The organism is Stenotrophomonas sp. CFBP8980 (assembly GCF_034046095.1).
Lineage (GTDB): Bacteria > Pseudomonadota > Gammaproteobacteria > Xanthomonadales > Xanthomonadaceae > Stenotrophomonas > Stenotrophomonas lacuserhaii.
In genome coordinates this window covers 108,369-127,715 of the sequence record NZ_JAXCXF010000007.1, presented here as the reverse complement: position 1 = coordinate 127,715, position 19,347 = coordinate 108,369, and the positions used below count along the sequence as shown (strand labels likewise).

17 protein-coding genes are annotated in these 19,347 nt (G+C 67.7%); 6 read left to right on the top strand and 11 right to left on the bottom strand.

Annotated elements, in window-relative coordinates:
* Positions 1-15: 15 nt before the first annotated feature.
* Together mutM and SOM47_RS14520 are read right to left on the bottom strand one after the other, a co-directional pair.
* Entirely contained in the window at positions 16-828 is an 813-nt protein-coding gene (mutM, locus tag SOM47_RS14525) for a bifunctional DNA-formamidopyrimidine glycosylase/DNA-(apurinic or apyrimidinic site) lyase (RefSeq protein WP_320505982.1), read from the bottom strand.
* Between the two features lie 111 nt (positions 829-939).
* Positions 940-1,236 carry an EF-hand domain-containing protein gene (locus SOM47_RS14520; RefSeq protein ID WP_320506024.1) on the bottom strand — a complete coding sequence of 99 codons (297 nt, stop codon included), beginning with the start codon at positions 1,234-1,236 and terminating at the stop codon, positions 940-942.
* A 253-nt stretch (positions 1,237-1,489) separates the two neighbouring features.
* Between SOM47_RS14520 and SOM47_RS14515 the strand changes: the two genes are divergently transcribed.
* Entirely contained in the window at positions 1,490-2,275 is a 786-nt protein-coding gene (locus SOM47_RS14515) for an ABC transporter ATP-binding protein (protein ID WP_042612184.1), read from the top strand.
* Between the two features lie 32 nt (positions 2,276-2,307).
* Here the strand turns inward: SOM47_RS14515 and SOM47_RS14510 are convergent, their stop codons facing one another.
* Entirely contained in the window at positions 2,308-3,510 is a 1,203-nt protein-coding gene (locus SOM47_RS14510; protein ID WP_320505980.1) for a DUF4785 domain-containing protein, read from the bottom strand.
* A gap of 11 nt (positions 3,511-3,521) precedes the next feature.
* The gene (locus SOM47_RS14505; protein WP_320505979.1) at positions 3,522-4,394 is read right to left on the bottom strand and encodes a lipase family alpha/beta hydrolase; all 873 of its coding nucleotides are present in this window, start codon (positions 4,392-4,394) and stop codon (positions 3,522-3,524) included.
* Between the two features lie 230 nt (positions 4,395-4,624).
* Here SOM47_RS14505 and SOM47_RS14500 point away from each other — a divergent pair, with 230 nt between their 5' ends.
* The gene (locus SOM47_RS14500; RefSeq protein ID WP_320505978.1) at positions 4,625-5,464 is read left to right on the top strand and encodes an acid phosphatase; all 840 of its coding nucleotides are present in this window, start codon (positions 4,625-4,627) and stop codon (positions 5,462-5,464) included.
* Positions 5,465-5,702: 238 nt separating this feature from the next.
* Positions 5,703-6,566 carry an acid phosphatase gene (locus tag SOM47_RS14495; protein ID WP_414715817.1) on the top strand — a complete coding sequence of 288 codons (864 nt, stop codon included), beginning with the start codon at positions 5,703-5,705 and terminating at the stop codon, positions 6,564-6,566.
* 85 nt (positions 6,567-6,651) lie between these two features.
* Here SOM47_RS14495 and SOM47_RS14490 read toward each other — a convergent pair whose 3' ends face one another.
* A complete protein-coding gene (locus SOM47_RS14490) occupies positions 6,652-8,919 on the bottom strand; it encodes a TonB-dependent receptor (protein ID WP_320505976.1) in 2,268 nt (755 codons plus the stop codon).
* 157 nt (positions 8,920-9,076) lie between these two features.
* Between SOM47_RS14490 and SOM47_RS14485 the strand changes: the two genes are divergently transcribed.
* Positions 9,077-10,102, top strand: a complete 1,026-nt coding sequence (locus SOM47_RS14485) for a TIGR00266 family protein (RefSeq protein ID WP_320505975.1) — start codon at positions 9,077-9,079, stop codon at positions 10,100-10,102.
* Between the two features lie 236 nt (positions 10,103-10,338).
* Positions 10,339-11,325 (top strand): patatin-like phospholipase family protein, encoded by a 987-nt coding sequence (locus SOM47_RS14480; RefSeq protein ID WP_320505974.1) that lies wholly within the window; start codon positions 10,339-10,341, stop codon positions 11,323-11,325.
* 82 nt (positions 11,326-11,407) lie between these two features.
* On the opposite strand, the gene SOM47_RS14475 is transcribed toward SOM47_RS14480, so the two are convergent.
* Together SOM47_RS14475 and SOM47_RS14470 are read right to left on the bottom strand one after the other, a co-directional pair.
* Positions 11,408-13,429 (bottom strand): hypothetical protein, encoded by a 2,022-nt coding sequence (locus SOM47_RS14475; protein ID WP_320505973.1) that lies wholly within the window; start codon positions 13,427-13,429, stop codon positions 11,408-11,410.
* A 95-nt stretch (positions 13,430-13,524) separates the two neighbouring features.
* Positions 13,525-14,010 carry an Lrp/AsnC family transcriptional regulator gene (locus tag SOM47_RS14470; RefSeq protein WP_042612106.1) on the bottom strand — a complete coding sequence of 162 codons (486 nt, stop codon included), beginning with the start codon at positions 14,008-14,010 and terminating at the stop codon, positions 13,525-13,527.
* Between the two features lie 124 nt (positions 14,011-14,134).
* Between SOM47_RS14470 and phhA the strand changes: the two genes are divergently transcribed.
* Positions 14,135-15,028 carry a phenylalanine 4-monooxygenase gene (gene phhA, locus SOM47_RS14465; protein ID WP_320505972.1) on the top strand — a complete coding sequence of 298 codons (894 nt, stop codon included), beginning with the start codon at positions 14,135-14,137 and terminating at the stop codon, positions 15,026-15,028.
* Between the two features lie 135 nt (positions 15,029-15,163).
* Here the strand turns inward: phhA and SOM47_RS14460 are convergent, their stop codons facing one another.
* The 4 genes from SOM47_RS14460 to SOM47_RS14445 form a co-directional block, all read right to left on the bottom strand.
* A complete protein-coding gene (locus SOM47_RS14460) occupies positions 15,164-16,258 on the bottom strand; it encodes a GDSL-type esterase/lipase family protein (protein WP_414715815.1) in 1,095 nt (364 codons plus the stop codon).
* Positions 16,259-16,433: 175 nt separating this feature from the next.
* Entirely contained in the window at positions 16,434-17,189 is a 756-nt protein-coding gene (gene kduD / locus SOM47_RS14455; protein ID WP_042612108.1) for a 2-dehydro-3-deoxy-D-gluconate 5-dehydrogenase KduD, read from the bottom strand.
* An 83-nt stretch (positions 17,190-17,272) separates the two neighbouring features.
* A complete protein-coding gene (kduI, locus tag SOM47_RS14450) occupies positions 17,273-18,121 on the bottom strand; it encodes a 5-dehydro-4-deoxy-D-glucuronate isomerase (RefSeq protein ID WP_042612109.1) in 849 nt (282 codons plus the stop codon).
* Positions 18,122-18,256: 135 nt separating this feature from the next.
* Positions 18,257-19,318: a LacI family DNA-binding transcriptional regulator gene (locus tag SOM47_RS14445; RefSeq protein WP_101101729.1), complete on the bottom strand. Its 1,062-nt coding sequence runs from the start codon at positions 19,316-19,318 to the stop codon at positions 18,257-18,259.
* Between the last annotated feature and the right edge of the window lie 29 nt (positions 19,319-19,347).

The window sequence follows — 19,347 nt, the reverse complement described above, 5'->3', positions numbered from 1 at the left end:
CTTGGCGAAAAAGCCTCAGCGCTGGCAGGAACCGCACCAGACGCTGGCCCGCTGGCCGATGGTGGCGTGCTTCAACGGCCGCCCGCAGGACCGGCAGGGCTGGCCGTCACGCCCGTAAACCGACAACTCCTGTTCGAAGTAGCCGGGCGCGCCATCGGGACTGATGAAGTCGCGCAGGGTGGTGCCACCGCGGGTGATCGCATGCTGCAGGATCTGCTTGACCGCCTCCGCCAGCCGTACATAGCGCTCGCGCGATACCTTGCCGGCCTCGCGCAGCGGGCTGATGCCGGCCCTGAACAGGCTTTCGGCCGCATAGATGTTACCCACCCCCACCACCACCGCCTGGTCCATCAGGAAGGTCTTGATCGGCGCCTTGCGGCCACGGCTGCGCTGGAACAGGTAGTCACCATCGAAGGCATCGTCCAGCGGCTCCGGGCCCAGCCCCTGCAGCAGCGGATGGATCTGGCCCGGGGGCTGCCACAGCAGGCTGCCGAAACGACGCGGGTCGTTGAAGCGCAGCAGACGGCCGTTGTCCAGGCTGATGTCCACGTGGTCATGCGCACGCAGCGGCGTATCGCCTGGCAGCACGCGCAGGCTGCCGGACATCCCCAGGTGCAGCAGCGCACTACCGGCTTCGGTATCCAGCAGCAGGTATTTGGCACGCCGGCGCACATCGATGATCCGCTGCCCGGGCAGCAGCGCGGCCACCTCGTCCGGGATCGGCCAGCGCAGCTCCCTGCGGCGCAGGATCACCCCATGGATGGCACGTTCCAGCAGATGCGGCGCCAGTCCACGCCGCGTGGTTTCAACTTCAGGCAACTCAGGCATGAGCAGATTCTACGCCCGCCGGCTGTTGCTGACGGCGTCGGACGGAACCCGCCGAGCATGGCTCGGCGCTACCGCGTTCCGAAGACCCCGGAACCTGTCAGTGCGCCACACTCACCGCGGCGGCGCCGCCAACTCCCGCGCATCCAGGAACCCATCGCGGTTCGCATCCTGCTTGTGGAATCGCTGCACCAGCGTCTGCCGCTGCTGCTCCCGGGTGATCGGCCGCCCCTTGCCGCCCGGCAGCTCGCTGGCGTCCAGCGCGCCATCTCCATCGGCATCCATCCGGTCGAAGGCGTACATCATCCACTGCACATACTCGGCTTCGCTGACGCGGCCATCTGCATCGGCATCGATGCGCTGCAGGTAGGTGCCGGTATCGGTCACCTGCGCCTGCACCGCGCCGGTCATGCAGAGCAGCACCAGGGCCAGGCGCAGAACGATCCGAGGCCCGCGTGGCAGCGAGGTGATCAAGTAGGTGATGGCGGCCTCCTGGCCGGGGTGCGGCCGGTATCTGCGGGGTGCAGACATGATGGCCCCTGGCTTGGCAAACTGCATCCCTGCGCCGCCACGGCGCGCGCCTTCCAGCCGGGAACCTGCGTTGTCCAGCCTGAATCCAGCCGCCGTTGCACCGCCCGCAGCCGATGCCGGCACCCTCCCGCCGTTGATTGAACTGGATCGCGCCAGCGTGATGCGCGGCCAGGTAAAGGTGCTGCACGGCCTCAGCCTGCGCATCGCGCAGGGCCAGCACACCGCGCTGCTCGGACCCAACGGCTGCGGCAAATCCACCTTCATCAAACTCATCACCCGCGAGCTGTATCCGCTGGCACACGCCGACGGTCACGTGCCGGTGAAAGTGCTGGGCCAGAACCGCTGGCAGGTCGACCGGCTGCGCTCGCAGCTGGGCATCGTCACCGGCGACCTCAGCAGCACGCTGGCCGACATGCCGGGCCTGACCGTGGAACAGGCGGTGCTGACCGGATTCTTCGCCAGCTACGTGCTGCCCGCCTTCCGCGAGATCACGCAGGAGATGCGCGAGCGCACGCGCCAGACCCTGGCGATGACCGGCGCGCTGGCGCTGCACGGTCGCACCTATGCAGAGCTTTCGGCCGGAGAGACCCGGCGCGTGTTGATCGCCCGGGCACTGGTCAACCGTCCGCACGCGTTGTTGCTGGACGAGCCATCCACCGGGCTGGACCTGGTGGCCCGGCAGCAGCTGGTCGATACCATGCAGTCACTGGCGCGCCAAGGCATCACGCTGGTGCTGGTCACCCACCACGTGGAAGAGATCATTCCCGAAATCGACCGCGTGGTGCTGCTGCGCGACGGCCGTGTACTGGCCGATGGCACGCGCGCCGAACTGCTGTGCGATGCGCCCTTGTCGGCCGCGTTCGGCGGCTCGATCTCCGTGGTGGAGCAGCACGGACGGCTGGCCGCGTACGCGGGATAGCACCGCACGGCCGTTGCAACTGGGCAGCCGGATCAGAACCGAAGCGCGGCAGCGCGCGACTCGATCGATGCCATCCGGCTCTGGTCCTGCAGTTGCAGGTCGCGCAGTTCATACGGCGGGCCAAATCCCGCCGGCAACGCGGCCTGGTCGAACGGCAGTACCAGCGCCCCCTGCCCGGGACCCTCGAACCAGGCGGCGGCATGGGCCTGCGCGACGGGTTTCAACTGCCCATCGGCCGCGCTGGCGTACAGGGTGCCGCGTGCTTCGTAACGCCCCGCTGCTGCCACCTGCAATGACACGCTGACCCGGCGGCTGGCGGGATCAGCCGTGGCCTGCCCGCTGAAACGCGCCGTCGGCAGCGCGGCAGCGAAGGCGACCGCGCCATCACGCAGCGCGCCGTCAGCCTGTGCGAACACCTGCAGCTCCCATAGACCCTGCGTGTTGCCCACGTCGGCGGGAATACGCACCTGCGCGCGCAGGCTGCCATCTGGCATGGGCCGCAACTGCTGCGGCCAGCTGCGGCCATCCGGTGCGACCAGCAGCGCATGGCCGCCGAAACCGCTTCGGGGCGTGCCCGCCTGGGGGCTGCCGGCGCCGTCTTCGCGCAGGCGTGCCTGCAACTGCAGGCTGTCGCCGGCCAACACCCGCGAATGGCTGGCCTGCACTTCCAGCCGCAGCGGGCTGTTGGGCTCCAGCACCTGCACCACGTAGCGGCCCCGTGCCTGGCGACTCTGCAGGCGGTAGACCCCGGCCATGCTGGTTGCGCCGGAGCGCAGCATGCGCGTGCCCTCGCCGACCGGCATGCCGGCATCCTGCAACACACGTGCATCGACCATGTGGGCCCCGCTGCTTCGCCCTGCCGGATCGCGCAACTGCAATGACCCCGCCGACAGCGCGCGGGCGCCCGGCGCCGGACTGAGCTGGATCACCGCGTCCGGTGCGGTCAGTGGCAACGCCAGGCCGCGCTGCAGTTCGGTTGCATCGACCTGCAGCCAGTAACTCCGGCTGATGGCAACGTACGGCGCAGGCGCCTGCAGCGGCCGCGCCGGGTCCAGCGCCCAGGCGAAGGCCAGCGGCTCCCTCTCGCTTTGATCGGGGGGCAAAGGCGCGGCGGCCAGTGCAGCCGGTACCTGGTCGCCCGCCGCAGCGGCGCGCAGCGGGTGTGCAGCCCCTGTGGGGGCCGTGGACAGGATCGCCAGCGTGGCAGCGGCCAAGAGGGTGGAATGCATGGTCATGAGGGTCTCCGTCACTGGGTCAGGGCGTTGCGCAGGAGCGTGCCGAGACCGAAACACCCGCGGCGGCTCTGGTTGTGGCTGAGGGGTTCGGCACCCCGGGTGCGCGACGTATCGGTGAACCACACGGTGCCGGCCGCCTTCTGGCTGCTGCAGTCGAGGAAACCGTCCGAACACGAAGAAAGCCAGTTCTGGGTGAACTCCAGGCCGAGGGTGGCGGCATAGCCTCCGCAGTAACTGTCGGCGTCCGTAGGCGCCGAGTCGACATCGCTGCCGACCACCGCGCCGAACGGCTTGGGCAGTGCCGGGCGACCGGCGGTGCCATACAGGTTCTGCGCGTTGTAAGTGGCCATGTGGGCCACCTGCTGCTGACGCACCGCGTCGTTTCTCTTGCCCAGCAACCAACCCAGCGCGGTTTCGAAGATGTTTCCGTTGATCACCGCGTCCGCCAGGGGCGTGCCGGCCGAAGAGGGCGCCAGCGCGGTGACCTTGCGCACCACGCCGATGAGCTTCGGATAACGGCTGTCGTAGGTCGGGTTGGAGAGGATCCAGCGCACTACGTTGCCGCCGTTGGAATGGGTTATCACCACCAGCTCGGTGATGCCGCGGCGGTCGATGAAGCGGGTCAGCTGGTCGGCCAGGCAGCCCGCGGCTTCCGGCTTCCACATGTACTGGTTGAAGTCGCAGTTGATGACCACGTAATTGCGCTTGTCCGGCAGGCCCGTGCGGACGGTGTCGATGATGGCCGGCTGCCAGTAGGTCCGGGTGGCATTGGTCGGTGCACCAGTGCCATGCACGAAGGCCACGCCGACCACGTCGGTCGCCTGCGCCGGCTGCGACCCCACCAGCAGGGCCAGTGCGGTACTTCGTAGTGCGGTGCTGTGCATCGCGTCTCTCCCATGCAGCGGATCCCCCCGACCGGCTGTGGTCCTGATGCTCAACGCAACGCGCGTGGACGTCCGTGCGCTGCCCCGGGAATCAAGACATTTCCGACATTCGGCAGCGGTTTTGTCCTAAACAGAGGGCCGTGCCGGTTCTGGCCGTATGCGCGATGGACGCTGCACAGGGCGAGCCGGACTGCGATCATTGCCGGCGAACCCCTGTCCCGAGCCTGCCCATGTCCTTGATCTCCCGCCGTGGCCGCACCCTGCCTTGGCTTGCCGTCGCACTGTCCCTGGTGGGATGCGCGGCAACCACCAGCCGGCCGACCGCTGTTGAAGCCGACGTCACGACCAAGGCGGTGGGCTACCTGGATGCGGCGTCGGTGCCTGCCAGCCTGGCGCTGGTGCCTGCACCGCCGGTGGCCGGCTCGGCCGGCTTCGCGCTGGACGAACAGATCAGCCGCGAGGCACGGGCGCTGCGCGGCACGCCGCGCTTCACCCAGGCCACGCACGATGCCGAACTGGGCTTCCCGAAGGGCGCCAACCAGTTCTCCTGCGCCATCGACCTGGACGTGGACGCGCAGCGCACGCCAGCGTTGTACCGCCTGCTGGAACGCAGCCGCATCGATGCCAGTGCCGCCACCCGCACCGCCAAGAAACACCACCAGCGCCGGCGTCCGTTCCTGGTCAACGGCGAACCCACCTGCACCCCGCAGGACGAAGCCGGCCTGCGGCGCAACGGCTCCTATCCCTCCGGCCACACCTCGATCGGCTGGGCGTGGGCGCTGTTGCTGTCGGAAATCGTGCCGGACCGCGCCGATGCCATCATCGCGCGCGGCCGCAACTACGGCGAAAGCCGCCTGGTGTGCAACGTGCACTGGCAGAGTGACATCCTGGAGGGCCGCTTCATGGCCGCCGCCGCCGTGGCACGGTTGCATGACAATCCGGCTTTCCAGCGTGACCTGCTCGCGGCGCGCAGGGAAATCACGGTTGCACGGGCGCAGGGTGCGCACTCCAGCCGCGACTGCGCGGCCGAGGAAGCGGTGTTGAAGGTGCGGCCGGCCAGCGCGCTGTAGTCCATCGAGGCATCCGGCAGGGGTCATCGCGCGCGATGACGCCGCCGACGCTGGCAGGTTCCGCAGGTGCGTCGGGCCGCTGTCCTGCCATCGTGTCAGGCAATCGGCTGCACGCCATGGCCTTGCGGCCCGCTGCCGACCGCCGCGGTCCACCCGCGCAGGGCAGTGACGCTCTGCGCCACGGTGCTGCCTTGCAACGGGCGGCAGCGTGCCGACAGGCGTGCACCGCCGTGCAACGCTGCCGCTTCCATCGCATGCGGAATTCCCCTCCATGACACGCCACCAGACAGCCGCCATCGCGCGGAGCAGACCCTTTGCGTTGGCCGCCCTGTCGCTGATCGCCACCACCTCACCGGTGGCTGCCAAGGTCACCGGCTACCTTCTCGAAACGCAGGTGCCGGACAGCATCGCGCTGATCCCCGCGCCGCCTGCCGCAGGCGCGGTGACCGCAGCCCTGGATGCGCAGGTCAGCGATGAAGCGCTCGCACTGCACGGCACCGAGCGGTTTGCCCAGGCCCGCCGGGATGCCGATGACTCATTCCCTAAAGGCCCGCTGCAGCCGGGCGCCAACCAGTTCAGCTGCGCGCTGGGGATCGACGTGGACGCCGCGCGTACCCCGGCCCTGCTCAGCCTGCTGCAGCGCAGCCGCCGCGACGCCAGCGCCACCGCGCGTCCGGCCAAGAACCAGTATCTGCGCCGGCGGCCGTACGTGGTCAACGCAGCGCCGACCTGCACCCCGGAAGAGGACGACAAGAAACGCGATACCGGCTCGTATCCATCCGGCCACGGCATCGCCGGCTGGGCGTGGGCGCTGATCCTCGCCGAGGTGGCACCGCAGCGGGCCGATGCGATCTTCGCGCGCGGTCGCAGCTACGCTGAAAGTCGCCTGGTCTGCAACATGCACTGGCACAGCGATATCGTACAGGCGCGGTTCCTCGGCGCCACACTGGTCGCGCGGCTGCACGACAACCCGGAGTTCCAGGCCGACCTGCTCGCTGCAAAACGTGAAATCGCAGCCGCGCGCGCGGCCGGTCGATCGTCCAGCCGCGATTGCGCGGCCGAGGAAGCGGTACTGAAGGTGCGTCCACAAAGCGCGCTGTAAATGAAAAACGGCGCGGAAGAATCCGCGCCGTGGATGACCATCAGCTGGGTGGCGACCTCAGGCCGCCACCACGTTTCCCGGTCGGTCAGAACTTCGCGGTGAACTCCACGCCGAAGGTACGCGGCTCGTTGAGGAAACCGGTCAGGTTGTTGAAGTCGATCGCCCCGACCACCCGAACCTGGTCGGTCAGGTTGCGACCGAACACAGCGACGTCGTACTGGCCGTAATCCCAGTTGTAGCCCAGGCGCAGGCCGCCTTCCAGCGAGCTGCGGCTGCGGAACTCCGGCGATTCGTAGAGGAAGAAGTTGACTTCACTCTTGTACGCCCAGTCGGTGTAGACGTAGAACTCGCTGGCATCGGTGACCGGGAAGCCAGCACGCAGGGTCAGGTTGTGGATCCACTTCGGCGCCTGCGGCAGCGAATTGCCGTTGACCAGCGCATACGTGCCGCCGTTGATCACCGTGGTCGGATCGGTGATGGTGCAGCCGCCGCCGCAGATCGCTACCGCCAGGTTGGGGTCCTTGATCTCGGTGTCGTTGTAGCTGCTGCCCAGGGTCAGCAGCATGTTGTCGGTCAGGTAGGCTTCGAAGTCGAGCTCGAAGCCTTGGCCGATGGTCTTGTCGGCATTGAGCAGCGTGGCGGTGTTGTTGGTGCCGCCCACGGCGATCAGCTGCTGGCCGTCCACGTCATAGCGGAACACGCTGAAGCCCAGGCGCGCACGGCGGTCGAACAGGTCGGCCTTGATGCCGGCCTCGTACGAAATCACCTTCTCCGAATCAGCCTGGGTGACCCCACCGAAGGCCAGCCGGCCCTGGATGGACGGCGCACGGAAGCCCTTGGCCACGCGCGCGTAGGCGTTGACGTTGTCGGTCAGCGCGTAGACACCGCTCAGGTCCCAGCTGACATCGTCCACATCGCTGTTGGCAACGTACGGACCGCTGACCGGCGTACCACCGGCGACCGCCTGCAGCACGCTGGCGGTGAAGTCCTTCTTGTCCTGGGTATAGCGCACGCCGGCACGCAGCTTGAACCGCTCGGTGACGTCGAAGTCGCCGGAGGCGAACGCCGCCCACGCCTTGTTGCGCTGCTGCTGCACGGCATGGCCGCTCTGCGGATTGCCTGGGGTCAGCGAGTCGTAGTTGAAGCTGTCGATGGTGACGTCTTCATCGAAGTAGAACACGCCGGCCTGCCAGTCGAAACGGCCCCATTCGTTGGATTCGACGCGGAATTCCTGCGTCCACTGGCGGTGGCTCGGCAGGCCATCGGCCGACTCGGACGGGAACGGGATGAAGCCCGGACCATAGTTGCCGGCGCCCAGGAAGGCGGCACCGTAGCCACCGTCGATGTCGCCGTGGTTCAGCGATTCGGCGGTTTCATAGCCGGTGATCGAGTGCAGGGTGACCCGGCCAAGATCCCACTTCAGGCGCGCGCTGCCGCCCCAGGTTTCCAGGTCGGAGAAGTTCTGCCCGTCGGTGGACACTTCATCACGATCAAAGTTTTCCACCAGCTTGTTGCTGCCGGGCTGGATGATGTTGGCGCGGAACAGGCGCGCGGTGCCGTTGAGCTTGCGCTTGTGCAGGTTGAACAGGCCTTCGAAACCGTCGCCTTCGTACAGGAACTGCACGCGCGCAGCGCCTTCGTCGTAGCCTTCGAAACCCTGTGCCGGTGCGTCGCTGCGGGTGTTGCTTACCCAGTCGTCGCGGCGCTGGTAGAGGGCCGATACGCGGGCCGACCAGCGGCTGGTCAGCGGGCCGCCGTAGGCGCCCTGCACGTTCCACGTGTCGTAGCTGCCATAGGCGACCCTGACGTAGCCGTCAGCGTCCTGCGACGGACGGGCCGAATCGAACTTGACCACGCCGGCCGGGGTGTTGCGGCCGAACAGCGTGCCCTGCGGGCCGCGCAGCACTTCCACGCCGGCCAGGTCGAACAGCGGGAAGCCCTTCAGCAGCGGACTTTCCTGCACCACGTCGTCGTAGACCAGCGACACCGGCTGGGAGGCGTTGAGGTCGAAATCGGTGTTGCCCAGGCCGCGGATGTAGAAGCGCGGGAAGGCACGACCGTAGGACGATTCAATGTTCAGGCTGGGCACGCGGCCGGCCAGGAAGCGGATGTCGTCACCGGCCGAACCGAGGACATCGAGCTTCTCCCCTTGGATCGCAGTGATCGCCACCGGCACGTCCTTGGCGTTCTCGACGCGGCGCTGTGCGGTCACGGTGAGCGCATCGAGCGCGACCGGATCCTTGCTGGCCGGAGCTTGCTGGGCAACTGCGGACAGCGGCAGCAGGGCGTAGAGAGCGAGAACGAGCGGACGCACGACCGGTCGGCGGTCGTGGACGGAACGGTTCGGGGACATGGCGGTAGGCTGTGTTGGGAGGGGTGGTGGAACGGCGCTACCAGATAATTGTTGCAATACAACACGCTGGCCGCAAATGCCGCACGTTCATGGCCGTCGCCGGGGCGCTGGCCAGCCCGCTAGACTCGTCGTTCCCGCACCCCTTGGAATCACAGCGATGAACCAGTGGTACTTCCATGTCCCCGGCCAGGCCGAGCGCGTTGGGCCCTTCGATGAGCAGGCCGCACGCCGCTTCGCCCAGGCCAATCCGCGCGCGCTGGCCTGGTGCCAGGGCATGAGCGGCTGGATGGCGATCGGCGAGGTTCCGGAGCTGCGCGGCGCGGCCTCCGGCATGTCCAGCGCGCCGCCGCCGGTGCCGGGCCCCGGCGCGCGAGGCCAGCGCGCGGACGACATCGATTTCCGCATCGTCGGCCATGAAATGCAGTTCGTGGAGATCGAACTGGACCCGGGCGAGAGCGCGATCGCCGAAGCCGGCGCGCTGATGTTCAAGGATTCGGCGGTGCAGATGGATACCGTGTTCGGCGACGGCTCGCACAGCGGCCAGGGCGGCGGATTCATGGACAAGCTGATGTCGGCCGGCAAGCGCGTGCTGACCGGCGAGAGCCTGTTTGCCACGCTGTACACGCATACCGGCCACGGCAAGGCCAAGGTGGCTTTCGCCGCGCCCTACCCCGGCACGGTGCTGCCGATGAAGCTGGACGAGCACGGCGGGCGGCTGATCTGCCAGAAGGACAGTTTCCTCGCCGGCGCGCGCGGGGTGCAGATCGGCGTGCAGTTCCAGCGCAAGATCATGACCGGCCTGTTCGGCGGCGAAGGCTTCATCATGCAGAAGCTGGAAGGCGACGGCTGGGTGTTCATCCATGCCGGCGGCTGCGTCGTCGAACGCGAGCTGGCGGCCGGTGAGCGGCTGGACGTGGATACCGGCTGCGTGGTGGCCTACCACGCCAGCGTGGACATGGACGTGCGCCGGGTTGCCGGCATCAAGAGCATGGTGTTCGGCGGCGAAGGCGTGTTCCTGGCCACCCTGACCGGCCCCGGCAAGGTCTGGCTGCAGTCGCTGCCGTTCTCGCGGCTGGCTGGCCGGATGTGGATGGCCGCGCCGCAGGGCGGTGGCCAGAACCGTGGCGAAGGCTCGGTACTGGGTGGCCTGGGCCGGATGCTGGACGGCGACAACCGCTTCTGAGGGGAAAGCGGCCCGCTTGCGCCCCTCCGCCCGGTGGGTGACGACCGTTGGTCGTCACGCTCTTGCTCCGTGACCCTGCTGCCACTGGCCGAAAGGCCGTGACGACCAACGGTCGTCACCCACCGCGATTGACGGCCAGCGGCCGTCACTACCAACTGAATGCGTGCAGCCACTGCCCCCGCAGCGGCTCCGCGCTTCGCTATGCTGGCGCCCTTTCCTGCTGCGTCTCCTTGCCGATGAGTCTTTCCCGCACCCGTGTGATGCTGTCCGTTGCCCTGCTCGGCCTGCTGGCCGGTTGTGGTGGCGAGAACGCCCGCCCCACTCCGCCGCCTGCGCCCACCGTGGTGCAGCCCACCAAGCCGGTGAAGATCGGCATCGCCCTCGGCGGCGGCGCGGCCAAGGGCTTCGCCCATATCGGCGTGATCAAGATGCTGGAAGCCAACGGCTTTGAACCGGTGGTGGTGTCCGGCACCAGTGCCGGCAGCGTGGTCGGTGCGCTGTACGCCAGCGGCATGGATGCCTTCGAGATGCAGACCAAGGCGGTGGCACTGGACGAATCCAGCATCCGCGACGTGCGCCTGTTCTCCGGTGGACTGGTGCAGGGCCAGAAGCTGCAGGACTACGTCAACCAACAGGTCGGCAACAAGCCGGCGGAACGGCTGAAGAAGCCCTTCGCCGCTGTCGCCACCAACCTGGAAACCGGTGAGCGCGCGGTGTTCGTGCGCGGCAACGTCGGCCAGTCGGTGCGTGCGTCCAGCAGCATTCCGGGCGTGTTCGAACCGGTGAAGATCGGCCAGAACAATTTCGTGGATGGCGGCGTGGTCAGCCCGGTGCCGGTGGACGCAGCGCGCCAGCTCGGCGCCGAGTTCGTCGTCGCCGTGGATATCTCCAGCAAGGCCAGCGGTCGTACGCCGACCGGCATGCTGGGCATCGTCAACCAGTCCATCGCGATCATGGGCCAGCGTTTGGGCGAACAGGAACTGGCGCGCGCGGACATCATCATCCGACCGCGCGTGCTGGATATCGGCGCGTCCGATTTCAGCCAGCGCGGCAAGGCCATCCTGGAAGGCGAGAAGGCGGCGATGGCCGCCATGCCGCAGATCCGCGCGAAGATCGAGCAGATCCAGCGCGCGCGCGCCGCCGCCCTGCTGCCGCCGCCCAAGCCGAAGTGCGATGAGCCTTCGCGCATGGGCCGGCTGATGGGCCGCAAAGCCGACTGCTGACCCTCGGTAGTGACGGCCGCTGGCCGTCCTCCTGTTGCTCCTTTGCCGCTGCGCTCGCCGAGCGTGGCTCGGCGCTACCGCTTCAGCGCTTCACATGCCCGGCGGCGCGGCGCTTTTCCATGCGCCGGGTTTCCAGCGTCTCGGCATGGCGCTGCGCGCTCAGCTGCAGCTGTTCCATCGCATCGCCCGGCAGCCACAGCTGTTGGCTGCCACGGGTCAGCCCCAGGTAGGCCGCACGCACCGGGCTGTGCGCCTGGCGCGTCTCGTAGCCGGTGATGAAGCAGCATGCCGACATCGCCACCCGGTCGAACTGCAGGTTCTTTGCATGCTGGGCCAGGCACAGCGTGATGGCTGCGTCCTGCGCGGGCACCAGCGCCGCCAGCAGCTGCTCCAGTGCGGTTGAATCGAATCCACCGGAAAACAGCGCCGGGATATCGCCCTGCCCGCGCTGCTCGCAGGCTTCCACGAAGGCCTCCCAGCGCCGGCTCGACTCGCCCCGCCGCACGCTTCGCCACGCATCGATCGGCGCCTGCGCTTCTTTCTGCAGCAGGCGCAGCGAAGCCGGATGCACCTGCACGCGCGCGCCCTGCGCGAGCAGCTGGTTGGCTTCCTGCAGCAGCCGCCACAGGCTGCCGTACAGGCGTGCCCCGGACGGCGGCACCTGCGACCACGTGGCATAGCGGCGCACACCGGTGGCGCGGTCGCTGGCGCCCATGAAGCGTTCGCTGGACGCCCCGATGTCATCCAGCGCCAGTGACTGGTTGACCAGGCCATCCACCTGGCTTCCCTGGCGCACCGATTGGCTCATTTCCAGCACCTTGGAGCTCGACCAGCGCGATGCGCGCCCGACCAGCCGCTGGTGCGGATCGCCCAGGCTGACCACGCCGGGCGCATGCCGGGCCAGCACCTGCTTCCAGGCCGGACTGAGTTCATGCGCCTCATCCACCAGCAGCATGCCCAGCCCGACCGGCGGCGCCACGCCCTGCAGCTCCAGCCATTTGCCGAGGTGGCCGGTATTGAGGCTGAGGCAACCGCCCTTCTGCACGCCGGCATCGAACATGCAGCGCCAGACGTGCTCGGCGGCCGCCAGATACGGCGCCGCGTCGAGCATCGCCCATGGCAGCGAACGGTCGAAGTGCGCGGCCTGCAGCGTCGGCGATGCGGATGCGCACCAGCGGTTGATGCCCTCCAGGGCGGTCATCAGCACCTGTTCGGGTACGCGCTGGCCGATGCCCTGCAGGCCGATCCGGCGGGTGATCTCCCAGGCCGGGATCGTGCTCAGCCGGTAGGTCGGCACGAAGCCGTTGCCGCGGCCACTGCGTGCGGCCTGCTGCACCATCAGGTTGGCCAGTTCGATCTGGGTCAGCAGGCGCGTGCCGGAATCGGCGGGCAGCCGCGGGCGGAAGGCTTCTACCTGGCCACGCGACGGCGCGATGTAGGTATAGCGGCCCGGCCGGGCGTCCATCAGCGCCAGCACCAGATGGCTTTTCCCGGTACCGGCGTAGGCGTCCAGGTCGATCAGTTCTTCCGGGTTGGCGGCGATGGCACGCAGCACGCGCGCCTGTTCGCTGGTGAACAGCCCGTTGCGCTCGATGGCCCCGGTGGCACGCGGCGCCTCCTCGTCCGGATACGATTCGGGATCGACCGCTTCGTCCTCGTCGTCGGGCGCGGCGGTGGCCGGGTAACGGATGGTGTGCTCGGCCAGGGTGACCTGGCAGGCGGCCTGGAAGTCCGCGCCGGGATAGGCATCGGGCGAGGCGGCGACGAAGCGCTCCACGGCCTCGTCCGGCGCCAGCAGCACACCGTGCATGGCCAGCTCGGCCAGCCACGCATCCAGCGCCGGCTGCCCTTGGCCGCCCTTCCCGCTCAGCTGCGCGACGGCTGCACTTCCGTCGTCGGCGGCGAACAACGCGCACGCATCGTGCAGCAGGCGCTCCAGCTGCGCCCCCGGATGGGCATGCACGCGGCACAGCTGGGCAGCCAGCAGACCCGCCTGTTCCAACGGCGTCGCCGGGGGCGTGCCGCGGCCCAGGTGCTGCGCCAGCGTCCGCCGCCGCAGTGGCAGGAAATGGGTGGTGTCGGTAAAAGACGCGGTGTCGGGCATGTCGATGATCGAAAGAGGTGCTGCAGCCAACGCCCCTGTTCGACGCTACCGCTGCCGACGATGCTCGGCTACCGCATCGCTGCCGTCAAACCGGTTCACCCACCCAGCTGCGACAACGGCAGTGCGCGGAAGGGTTTCACGGTGCGCAGCACGAAGCTGGAGTTGACATCGGCCACGCCGGAGGCATTGAGCAGCTTGTCCAACAGAAAGCTGGAGAAATGCTCCAGGTCGCGCACGTAGATCTGCAGCAGGTAGTCCATGTCGCCGGTCAGCGCGTGGCAGGCGACCACTTCGTCCCATTCCACCACGCTGTCGGCGAAACGCGCGATGGCGGCCTGGTCATGCTTTTCCAGCTGCACGCGCACGAAGGCCTGCAGTCCCAGGCCGATGTGCTTCGGCTCCAGCCGCGCCCCATAGCCGGCGATCACGCCCTCGCCTTCCAGCCGCTGCAGGCGGCGCAGGCAGGCCGAAGGGGACAGGTTCACCCGCGTCGCCAGTTCGGCGTTGGTGGCGCGGCCATCACGCTGGATCTCGGCCAGAAGGCGTAGATCCGTGCGGTCGAACTGGACTTCACCTGCCATTGCTGCCTCGCAACACGGGATGGACGCAACGATATTGCGCCAGGACGCGATCAACGCGCAACTTTGCAACCCTGTTGCGCGATCCCTGCCCTAGCATCGACAGACACCCGCAAGGAGCCATTCCATGGACCAGACCACTCCCCGCCGCGTCGAGCACCAGCAGACCGACAAGGGCTATGTGCCGGTCTATACCACCACCGTGGTGGAACAGCCGTGGGACAGCTACAGCGCCGACGACCACGCTACCTGGAGCACGCTGTTCAAGCGCCAGCGCGACCTGCTCAACGGTCGCGCCTGCCAGGAGTTCCTGGATGCGCAGGACGCCATGGGCATGAGCGCGGACATGATCCCGCGCTTCGACCAGCTCAACGAGGCCTTGGCGGCGGCCACCGGCTGGACCCTGGTCGGGGTGGAAGGGCTGCTGCCGGAGCTGGACTTCTTCGATCACCTGGCCAATCGGCGTTTCCCGGTGACCTGGTGGATCCGCCGCCCTGACCAGATCGACTACATCGCCGAGCCGGACATGTTCCATGACCTGTTCGGGCACGTGCCGCTACTGATGAACCCGGTGTTCGCCGACTACATGGAAGCCTACGGGCGCGGCGGCGTGAAGGCCCATGCGCTGGGCCCGGACGCGCTGCAGAACCTGACGCGCCTGTACTGGTACACGGTCGAATTCGGCCTGATCAATACCGCCGACGGGCTGCGCATCTACGGCGCAGGCATCGTGTCGTCGAAGGGCGAATCACTTTACTCGCTGGAGTCGCCGGCACCGAACCGGATCGGCTTCGACCTGGAACGCATCATGCGCACGCGTTACCGCATTGATACCTTCCAGAAGACCTACTTCGTCATCGACAGCTTCGAGCAGCTGATGCAGGCCACTGCGCCGGACTTCACCCCGATCTACGCCGGCCTGGCGGACCAGCCGCAGTTGCCGGCCGGCGAGGTGCAGGCGGACGACCGCGTGTTCCAGCGCGGTACCGGGGATGGCTGGGCGAGCGGCGGCGACGTCTGAGGCGTGGCGTAGTGGCTTGGTGGGTGGCGACCGTTGGTCGCCACATTCTCCGATCATGCGCGGTGCTTGAAAGCCAGGAGCCGCCGCTGCGCTCGCCGACCATGGGTCGGCGCTACCGGTCATCGGTCGGTGACGTCAGCGCGGGTAGGCCAGCAGCACCACCAGGTCTTCTTCGCCACGCTGCTGCAGGGCGTGGCGACTGCCGGTGCGGGTCAGCAGCGCATGCCCGGGGCGAACATCAAACTGCTTTCCATCCAGCACGTACGAGCCTTTGCCGCTGACGATGTAGTAGATCTCGTCCTTGTGCTGCGGATGCAGGCCGATGCCGGCGCCTTTGTGCAGCACGCGCTTGCGCAGCACGAACGGCAGCCCCTCGGCGTCGGCGAAGAACGGATACGCCGTGGTCGGACCCGCGCCGCCATGCGGACCGGCCTGGGGTCGCGCGAGGTCGTCTTCGTGCACGACCTGCGACGGGCGCTGCGGGTCGCTGCCCTGCCCCGCGCCGCCGCTGACGTCACAGTCGATGTCACGCACCAGCGCAGGCTTCACTGCCGGCTGCAGTTCCACCCAGTCACGCAGCACCAGGCAGGCCACCGCGTTCGCGCCTGCCGCGCTGAAATGGGTGCCATCAGCCTTCTGCTGTTCCGGCACGAACAGGAAATACGGCTTGGCGCCCTGCTCACCCAGCGCCCGGATCCAGCGCGTGGAACGGTCGTTGAGGTCGATCAGCGCGATGTCCTCGCGCGCGGCCAGCTGTTTCATCGCCAGCGTGTACACGCCATGCGTATCCAGCAGTGAACCGAAGTCGTACAACAGGCGTGCCACCGGAGTGATCAGTACCGGCGTGGCGCCCTTGTCGCGTGCCAGCTGCACGTAGCGCATCAGGAACGCGGCGTAGTCGCCGGCAGGATCGGTATAGCGCGAGGGGTCTTCGAACTTCGCATCGTTGTGGCCGAACTGGATCAGCAGCACATCGCCCTTGCGCAGCTCGCCGGCGATGGCGTCCAGCCGTCCTTCGGCGATGAAACTGCGCGTGCTGCGGCCGCCCTTGGCATGGTTGCGCACCTCGATGCGCGCTGGATCCAGGTAGCTCTGCAGCATCTGCCCCCAGCCCGCCTGCGGCGCCCGCTCCGGCCCGTACTCGGCCGCGGTCGAATCGCCGGCAATGAACACCCGCACCGGCGCAGCGTGTGCGGTGGCAGCGACGAGGAACAGAAGCAGAAAGAGCATCAAACGCACGATGTGCACCTCGGCAATGCCGGCCCCGGTTTGCATCTGGAGGAAAGCCCCCTGAGTCAGGGGGCGACCGCGAAGCGGTGGGGGTCTGGAAGCAGGGTGACGCGGGGCCCGCGGTTTGCAGCGCAAACCGTGGGAGCGCCAGCGCGAATGCGATGGTGTTACCGCGTTACCGCGCCAGCCAGCCACCGTCGACCGGCAGCACCGCGCCGTTGACGTAGTCCGACGCCGACGAGGCCAGGAACACGGCAGCACCGGCCAGGTCTTCCGGGTTGCCCCAGCGTGCGGCGGGGATGCGCTCCAGGATCGACTTGTTGCGGTCTGCATCGGCGCGCAGGGCGGCCGTGTTGTCTGTCGCCATGTAGCCCGGGGCGATCGCATTGACGTTGATGCCCTTGCCGGCCCATTCGTTGGCCAGCAGGCGGGTGATGCCGGCAATGCCGCTCTTGCTGGCGGTATACGACGGCACGCGCACGCCGCCCTGGAAGGACAGCATCGAGGCGATGTTGATGATCTTGCCGTGGCCCTGGGCGATGAAATGGCGACCGGCCGCCTGCGAGATGAAGAACGCGGACTTGATGTTGACGTTCATCACGTCGTCCCAGTCCTGCTCGGTGAAGTCGACCGCGTCGGCGCGACGGATCAGCCCGGCGTTGTTGACCAGGATATCCAGCCCACCGAGGCCTTCGATGGTTTCGCGCACCACGCGCTCGACCGGCTCGATGCTGATCAGGTTCGCTTCGATGGCCAGGCAGCGGCGGCCCAGCGCGGTGATCTTCGCCACGGTGTCGGTCGGCGGGGCGATGCCGGCCACGGCTACGTCGGCGCCTGCGGCAGCCAATGCCACAGCGATACCCTGCCCCAGGCCGGTGTTGCCACCGGTGACCAGCGCGACCTTGCCTTCCAGACTGAACGGATTAGCCATTGATGCATTCCTTGTGGATACGTGCGCTCGCCGCACGATGGACGGACCGCCGCCGGCGCGGATGCCGGCGGCGGAACTGAGGCTTACTTGAGCTGGCAGATGTCCAGCACGTGCATGTCGGTGTAATCCAGGTTCTCGCCGCCCATCGCCCAGATGAAGGCGTAGTTGCTGGTGCCGGCGCCCATGTGGATCGACCACGGCGGCGACACCACCGCTTCGTTGTTCTGGATGACGATGTGGCGCTGCGCTTCCGGCTCGCCCATGAAGTGGTACACGCGGTCGTTCTGGCCCAGGTCGAAGTAGAAATACACTTCGCTGCGGCGGTCATGCAGGTGCGGCGGCATGGTGTTCCAGACGCTGCCCGGCTTCAGCACGGTCAGGCCCAGCAGCAGCTGCGAGGACTGGCAGGTGGCCGGCACGATGTACTGGTAGATGGTGCGCTCGTTGCTGGTTTCCAGCGCGCCGCGGTCCAGTGCCACCGCGTCCTTGATCGACAGCGCCTTGGTCTCGAAGCGCGCGTGCGCCGGGGTCGAGGCCAGGTAGAACTGTGCCGGGTTGGCCGCGTCGTCCGAAGCGAACACCACGTCTTCGCTGCCCATGGCCACGTACAGACCGTCCTTCGGGCCCAGCTTGAAGGTCGTGCCATCGACGGTGATGGTGCCGCTGCCGCTGCCGACGTTGATCACGCCCAGCTCCCGACGCTCCAGGAACGCATGGCCGGCGGCCGAAGCCGGTTCGGTCTGCTTGGGCAGCGAAACCGGGCCGTTGACCGGCGCCGCACCGCCGAGCACGAAGCGCTCGTAGTGGGTGTACTTCAGGGTCACCGCATCGGCGTTGAACAGCCCATCGAGCAGGTAGAGGTCGCGCAGGTCGTCATTGCTGGCGCCCTTGATGGCATCGGGATGGGTGGCGTAATGGGTCTTGCAGTACATGGCTTCTCCAGAGCAGGGGACGGGCCGATGACTCGGCGCCGGCGCGGTGTGGCGGCCATTCTAACGGCCTTGGACACCGGTGTCATTTTGCACCGCAAGGTGCCTTTTCTTCCTTGCGGGGCGGGGGTTTACGGTTTATTCGTCCTGCGGCGGCTGGCAGGAATCGCGCACGATCAGGTGCGGGCGCACGCTGGCGATCTGCATCGCCGGCTGGCCATCGGGCTGGATCAGCATCGCCGCAGCAGTGCGTCCGGTGTCGCGGGTGTGCCGCCGCACCGAGGTCAGCGACGGCCACAGGCGCGAGGCCAGCGGGCTGTCGTCGTAGCCGATGATCGACAATTCGCGCGGGATGTTGATGCCCGCACGCAGCGCGACCTTGTAGATGCCGGCGGCCATTTCATCGTTGCCGGTGAAGATGGCGGTTGGGCGCTTCTTGCCCAGCAGCAGCTTTTCCGCCGCGGCCACGCCGGATTCGAAGGTGTAACCGGCTTCGACGATGCGGTCCTTGGGCAGCTCGATGCCGCGCTTGGCCAGCGCCTCGATGAAGCCGGAGGTGCGTTCGTGGGCGGAGCGGTAGGCACTCGGGCCGGTCACCAGCGCGATATCGCGGTGGCCGAGCGACAGCAGGTAATCGGCCGCCTCGGCGGCGCCATCGCGGTCATGAGTGACCACCATCTGCGAAGTTTCATCCAGCGGCAGCGAGGCGATGCGGGTGAAGCGGCAGCCGATCTCTTCCAGGGCATCGGCCAGCGCCTGGTCTTCGGACGCACGCGGCACCAGGATCACCCCGTGCAGCTTCTGCTGCTGCACGAAGCGGCAGACGCCCTCGATGTAGCCGGGGCTGCGGCTGTCGCAGGGATGCACCACCAGTTCAAAGCTGGAACCGCGCAGCGCGTCCAGTGCGCCGTACTGCATGTCCACGATGTACTGCGCGGTCGGGTTGTCGTACACCATCCCGATCAGGAACGAGCGCCTGAAGGCCAGCCCACGTGCCAGCGGATCCGGCGTGTAGCCGACTTCGCGCATCAGCGTTTCCACCTTCTCGCGCGTGTCCTTGCGCACCAGCGGGGAGTTGTTGATGATCCTTGAAACCGTTTTCTTCGAGACCCCCGACAGCCGCGCGATGTCGTTGATCGTTGCCGCCTTGCCTTTCATTACTGCCGGCTTGGCGGCATCGTTGCTGTTGCGCACTGACATGTCTTCGACTCGAGGGGCCGGGGGATTCT

Coding starts and splice junctions, on each gene's coding strand:
- mutM (WP_320505982.1), bottom strand. CDS start 828: ATGCCTGAGTTGCCTGAAGTTGAAACCACGCGGCGTGGACTGGCGCCG.
- SOM47_RS14485 (WP_320505975.1), top strand. CDS start 9,077: ATGAACCAGTGGTACTTCCATGTCCCCGGCCAGGCCGAGCGCGTTGGG.
- kduD (WP_042612108.1), bottom strand. CDS start 17,189: ATGGCTAATCCGTTCAGTCTGGAAGGCAAGGTCGCGCTGGTCACCGGT.
- SOM47_RS14460 (WP_414715815.1), bottom strand. CDS start 16,258: ATGCTCTTTCTGCTTCTGTTCCTCGTCGCTGCCACCGCACACGCTGCG.
- SOM47_RS14490 (WP_320505976.1), bottom strand. CDS start 8,919: ATGTCCCCGAACCGTTCCGTCCACGACCGCCGACCGGTCGTGCGTCCG.
- SOM47_RS14500 (WP_320505978.1), top strand. CDS start 4,625: ATGTCCTTGATCTCCCGCCGTGGCCGCACCCTGCCTTGGCTTGCCGTC.
- SOM47_RS14505 (WP_320505979.1), bottom strand. CDS start 4,394: ATGCACAGCACCGCACTACGAAGTACCGCACTGGCCCTGCTGGTGGGG.
- SOM47_RS14475 (WP_320505973.1), bottom strand. CDS start 13,429: ATGCCCGACACCGCGTCTTTTACCGACACCACCCATTTCCTGCCACTG.
- SOM47_RS14510 (WP_320505980.1), bottom strand. CDS start 3,510: ATGACCATGCATTCCACCCTCTTGGCCGCTGCCACGCTGGCGATCCTG.
- phhA (WP_320505972.1), top strand. CDS start 14,135: ATGGACCAGACCACTCCCCGCCGCGTCGAGCACCAGCAGACCGACAAG.
- SOM47_RS14445 (WP_101101729.1), bottom strand. CDS start 19,318: ATGTCAGTGCGCAACAGCAACGATGCCGCCAAGCCGGCAGTAATGAAA.
- SOM47_RS14520 (WP_320506024.1), bottom strand. CDS start 1,236: ATGACCGGCGCGGTGCAGGCGCAGGTGACCGATACCGGCACCTACCTG.
- kduI (WP_042612109.1), bottom strand. CDS start 18,121: ATGTACTGCAAGACCCATTACGCCACCCATCCCGATGCCATCAAGGGC.
- SOM47_RS14480 (WP_320505974.1), top strand. CDS start 10,339: ATGAGTCTTTCCCGCACCCGTGTGATGCTGTCCGTTGCCCTGCTCGGC.
- SOM47_RS14470 (WP_042612106.1), bottom strand. CDS start 14,010: ATGGCAGGTGAAGTCCAGTTCGACCGCACGGATCTACGCCTTCTGGCC.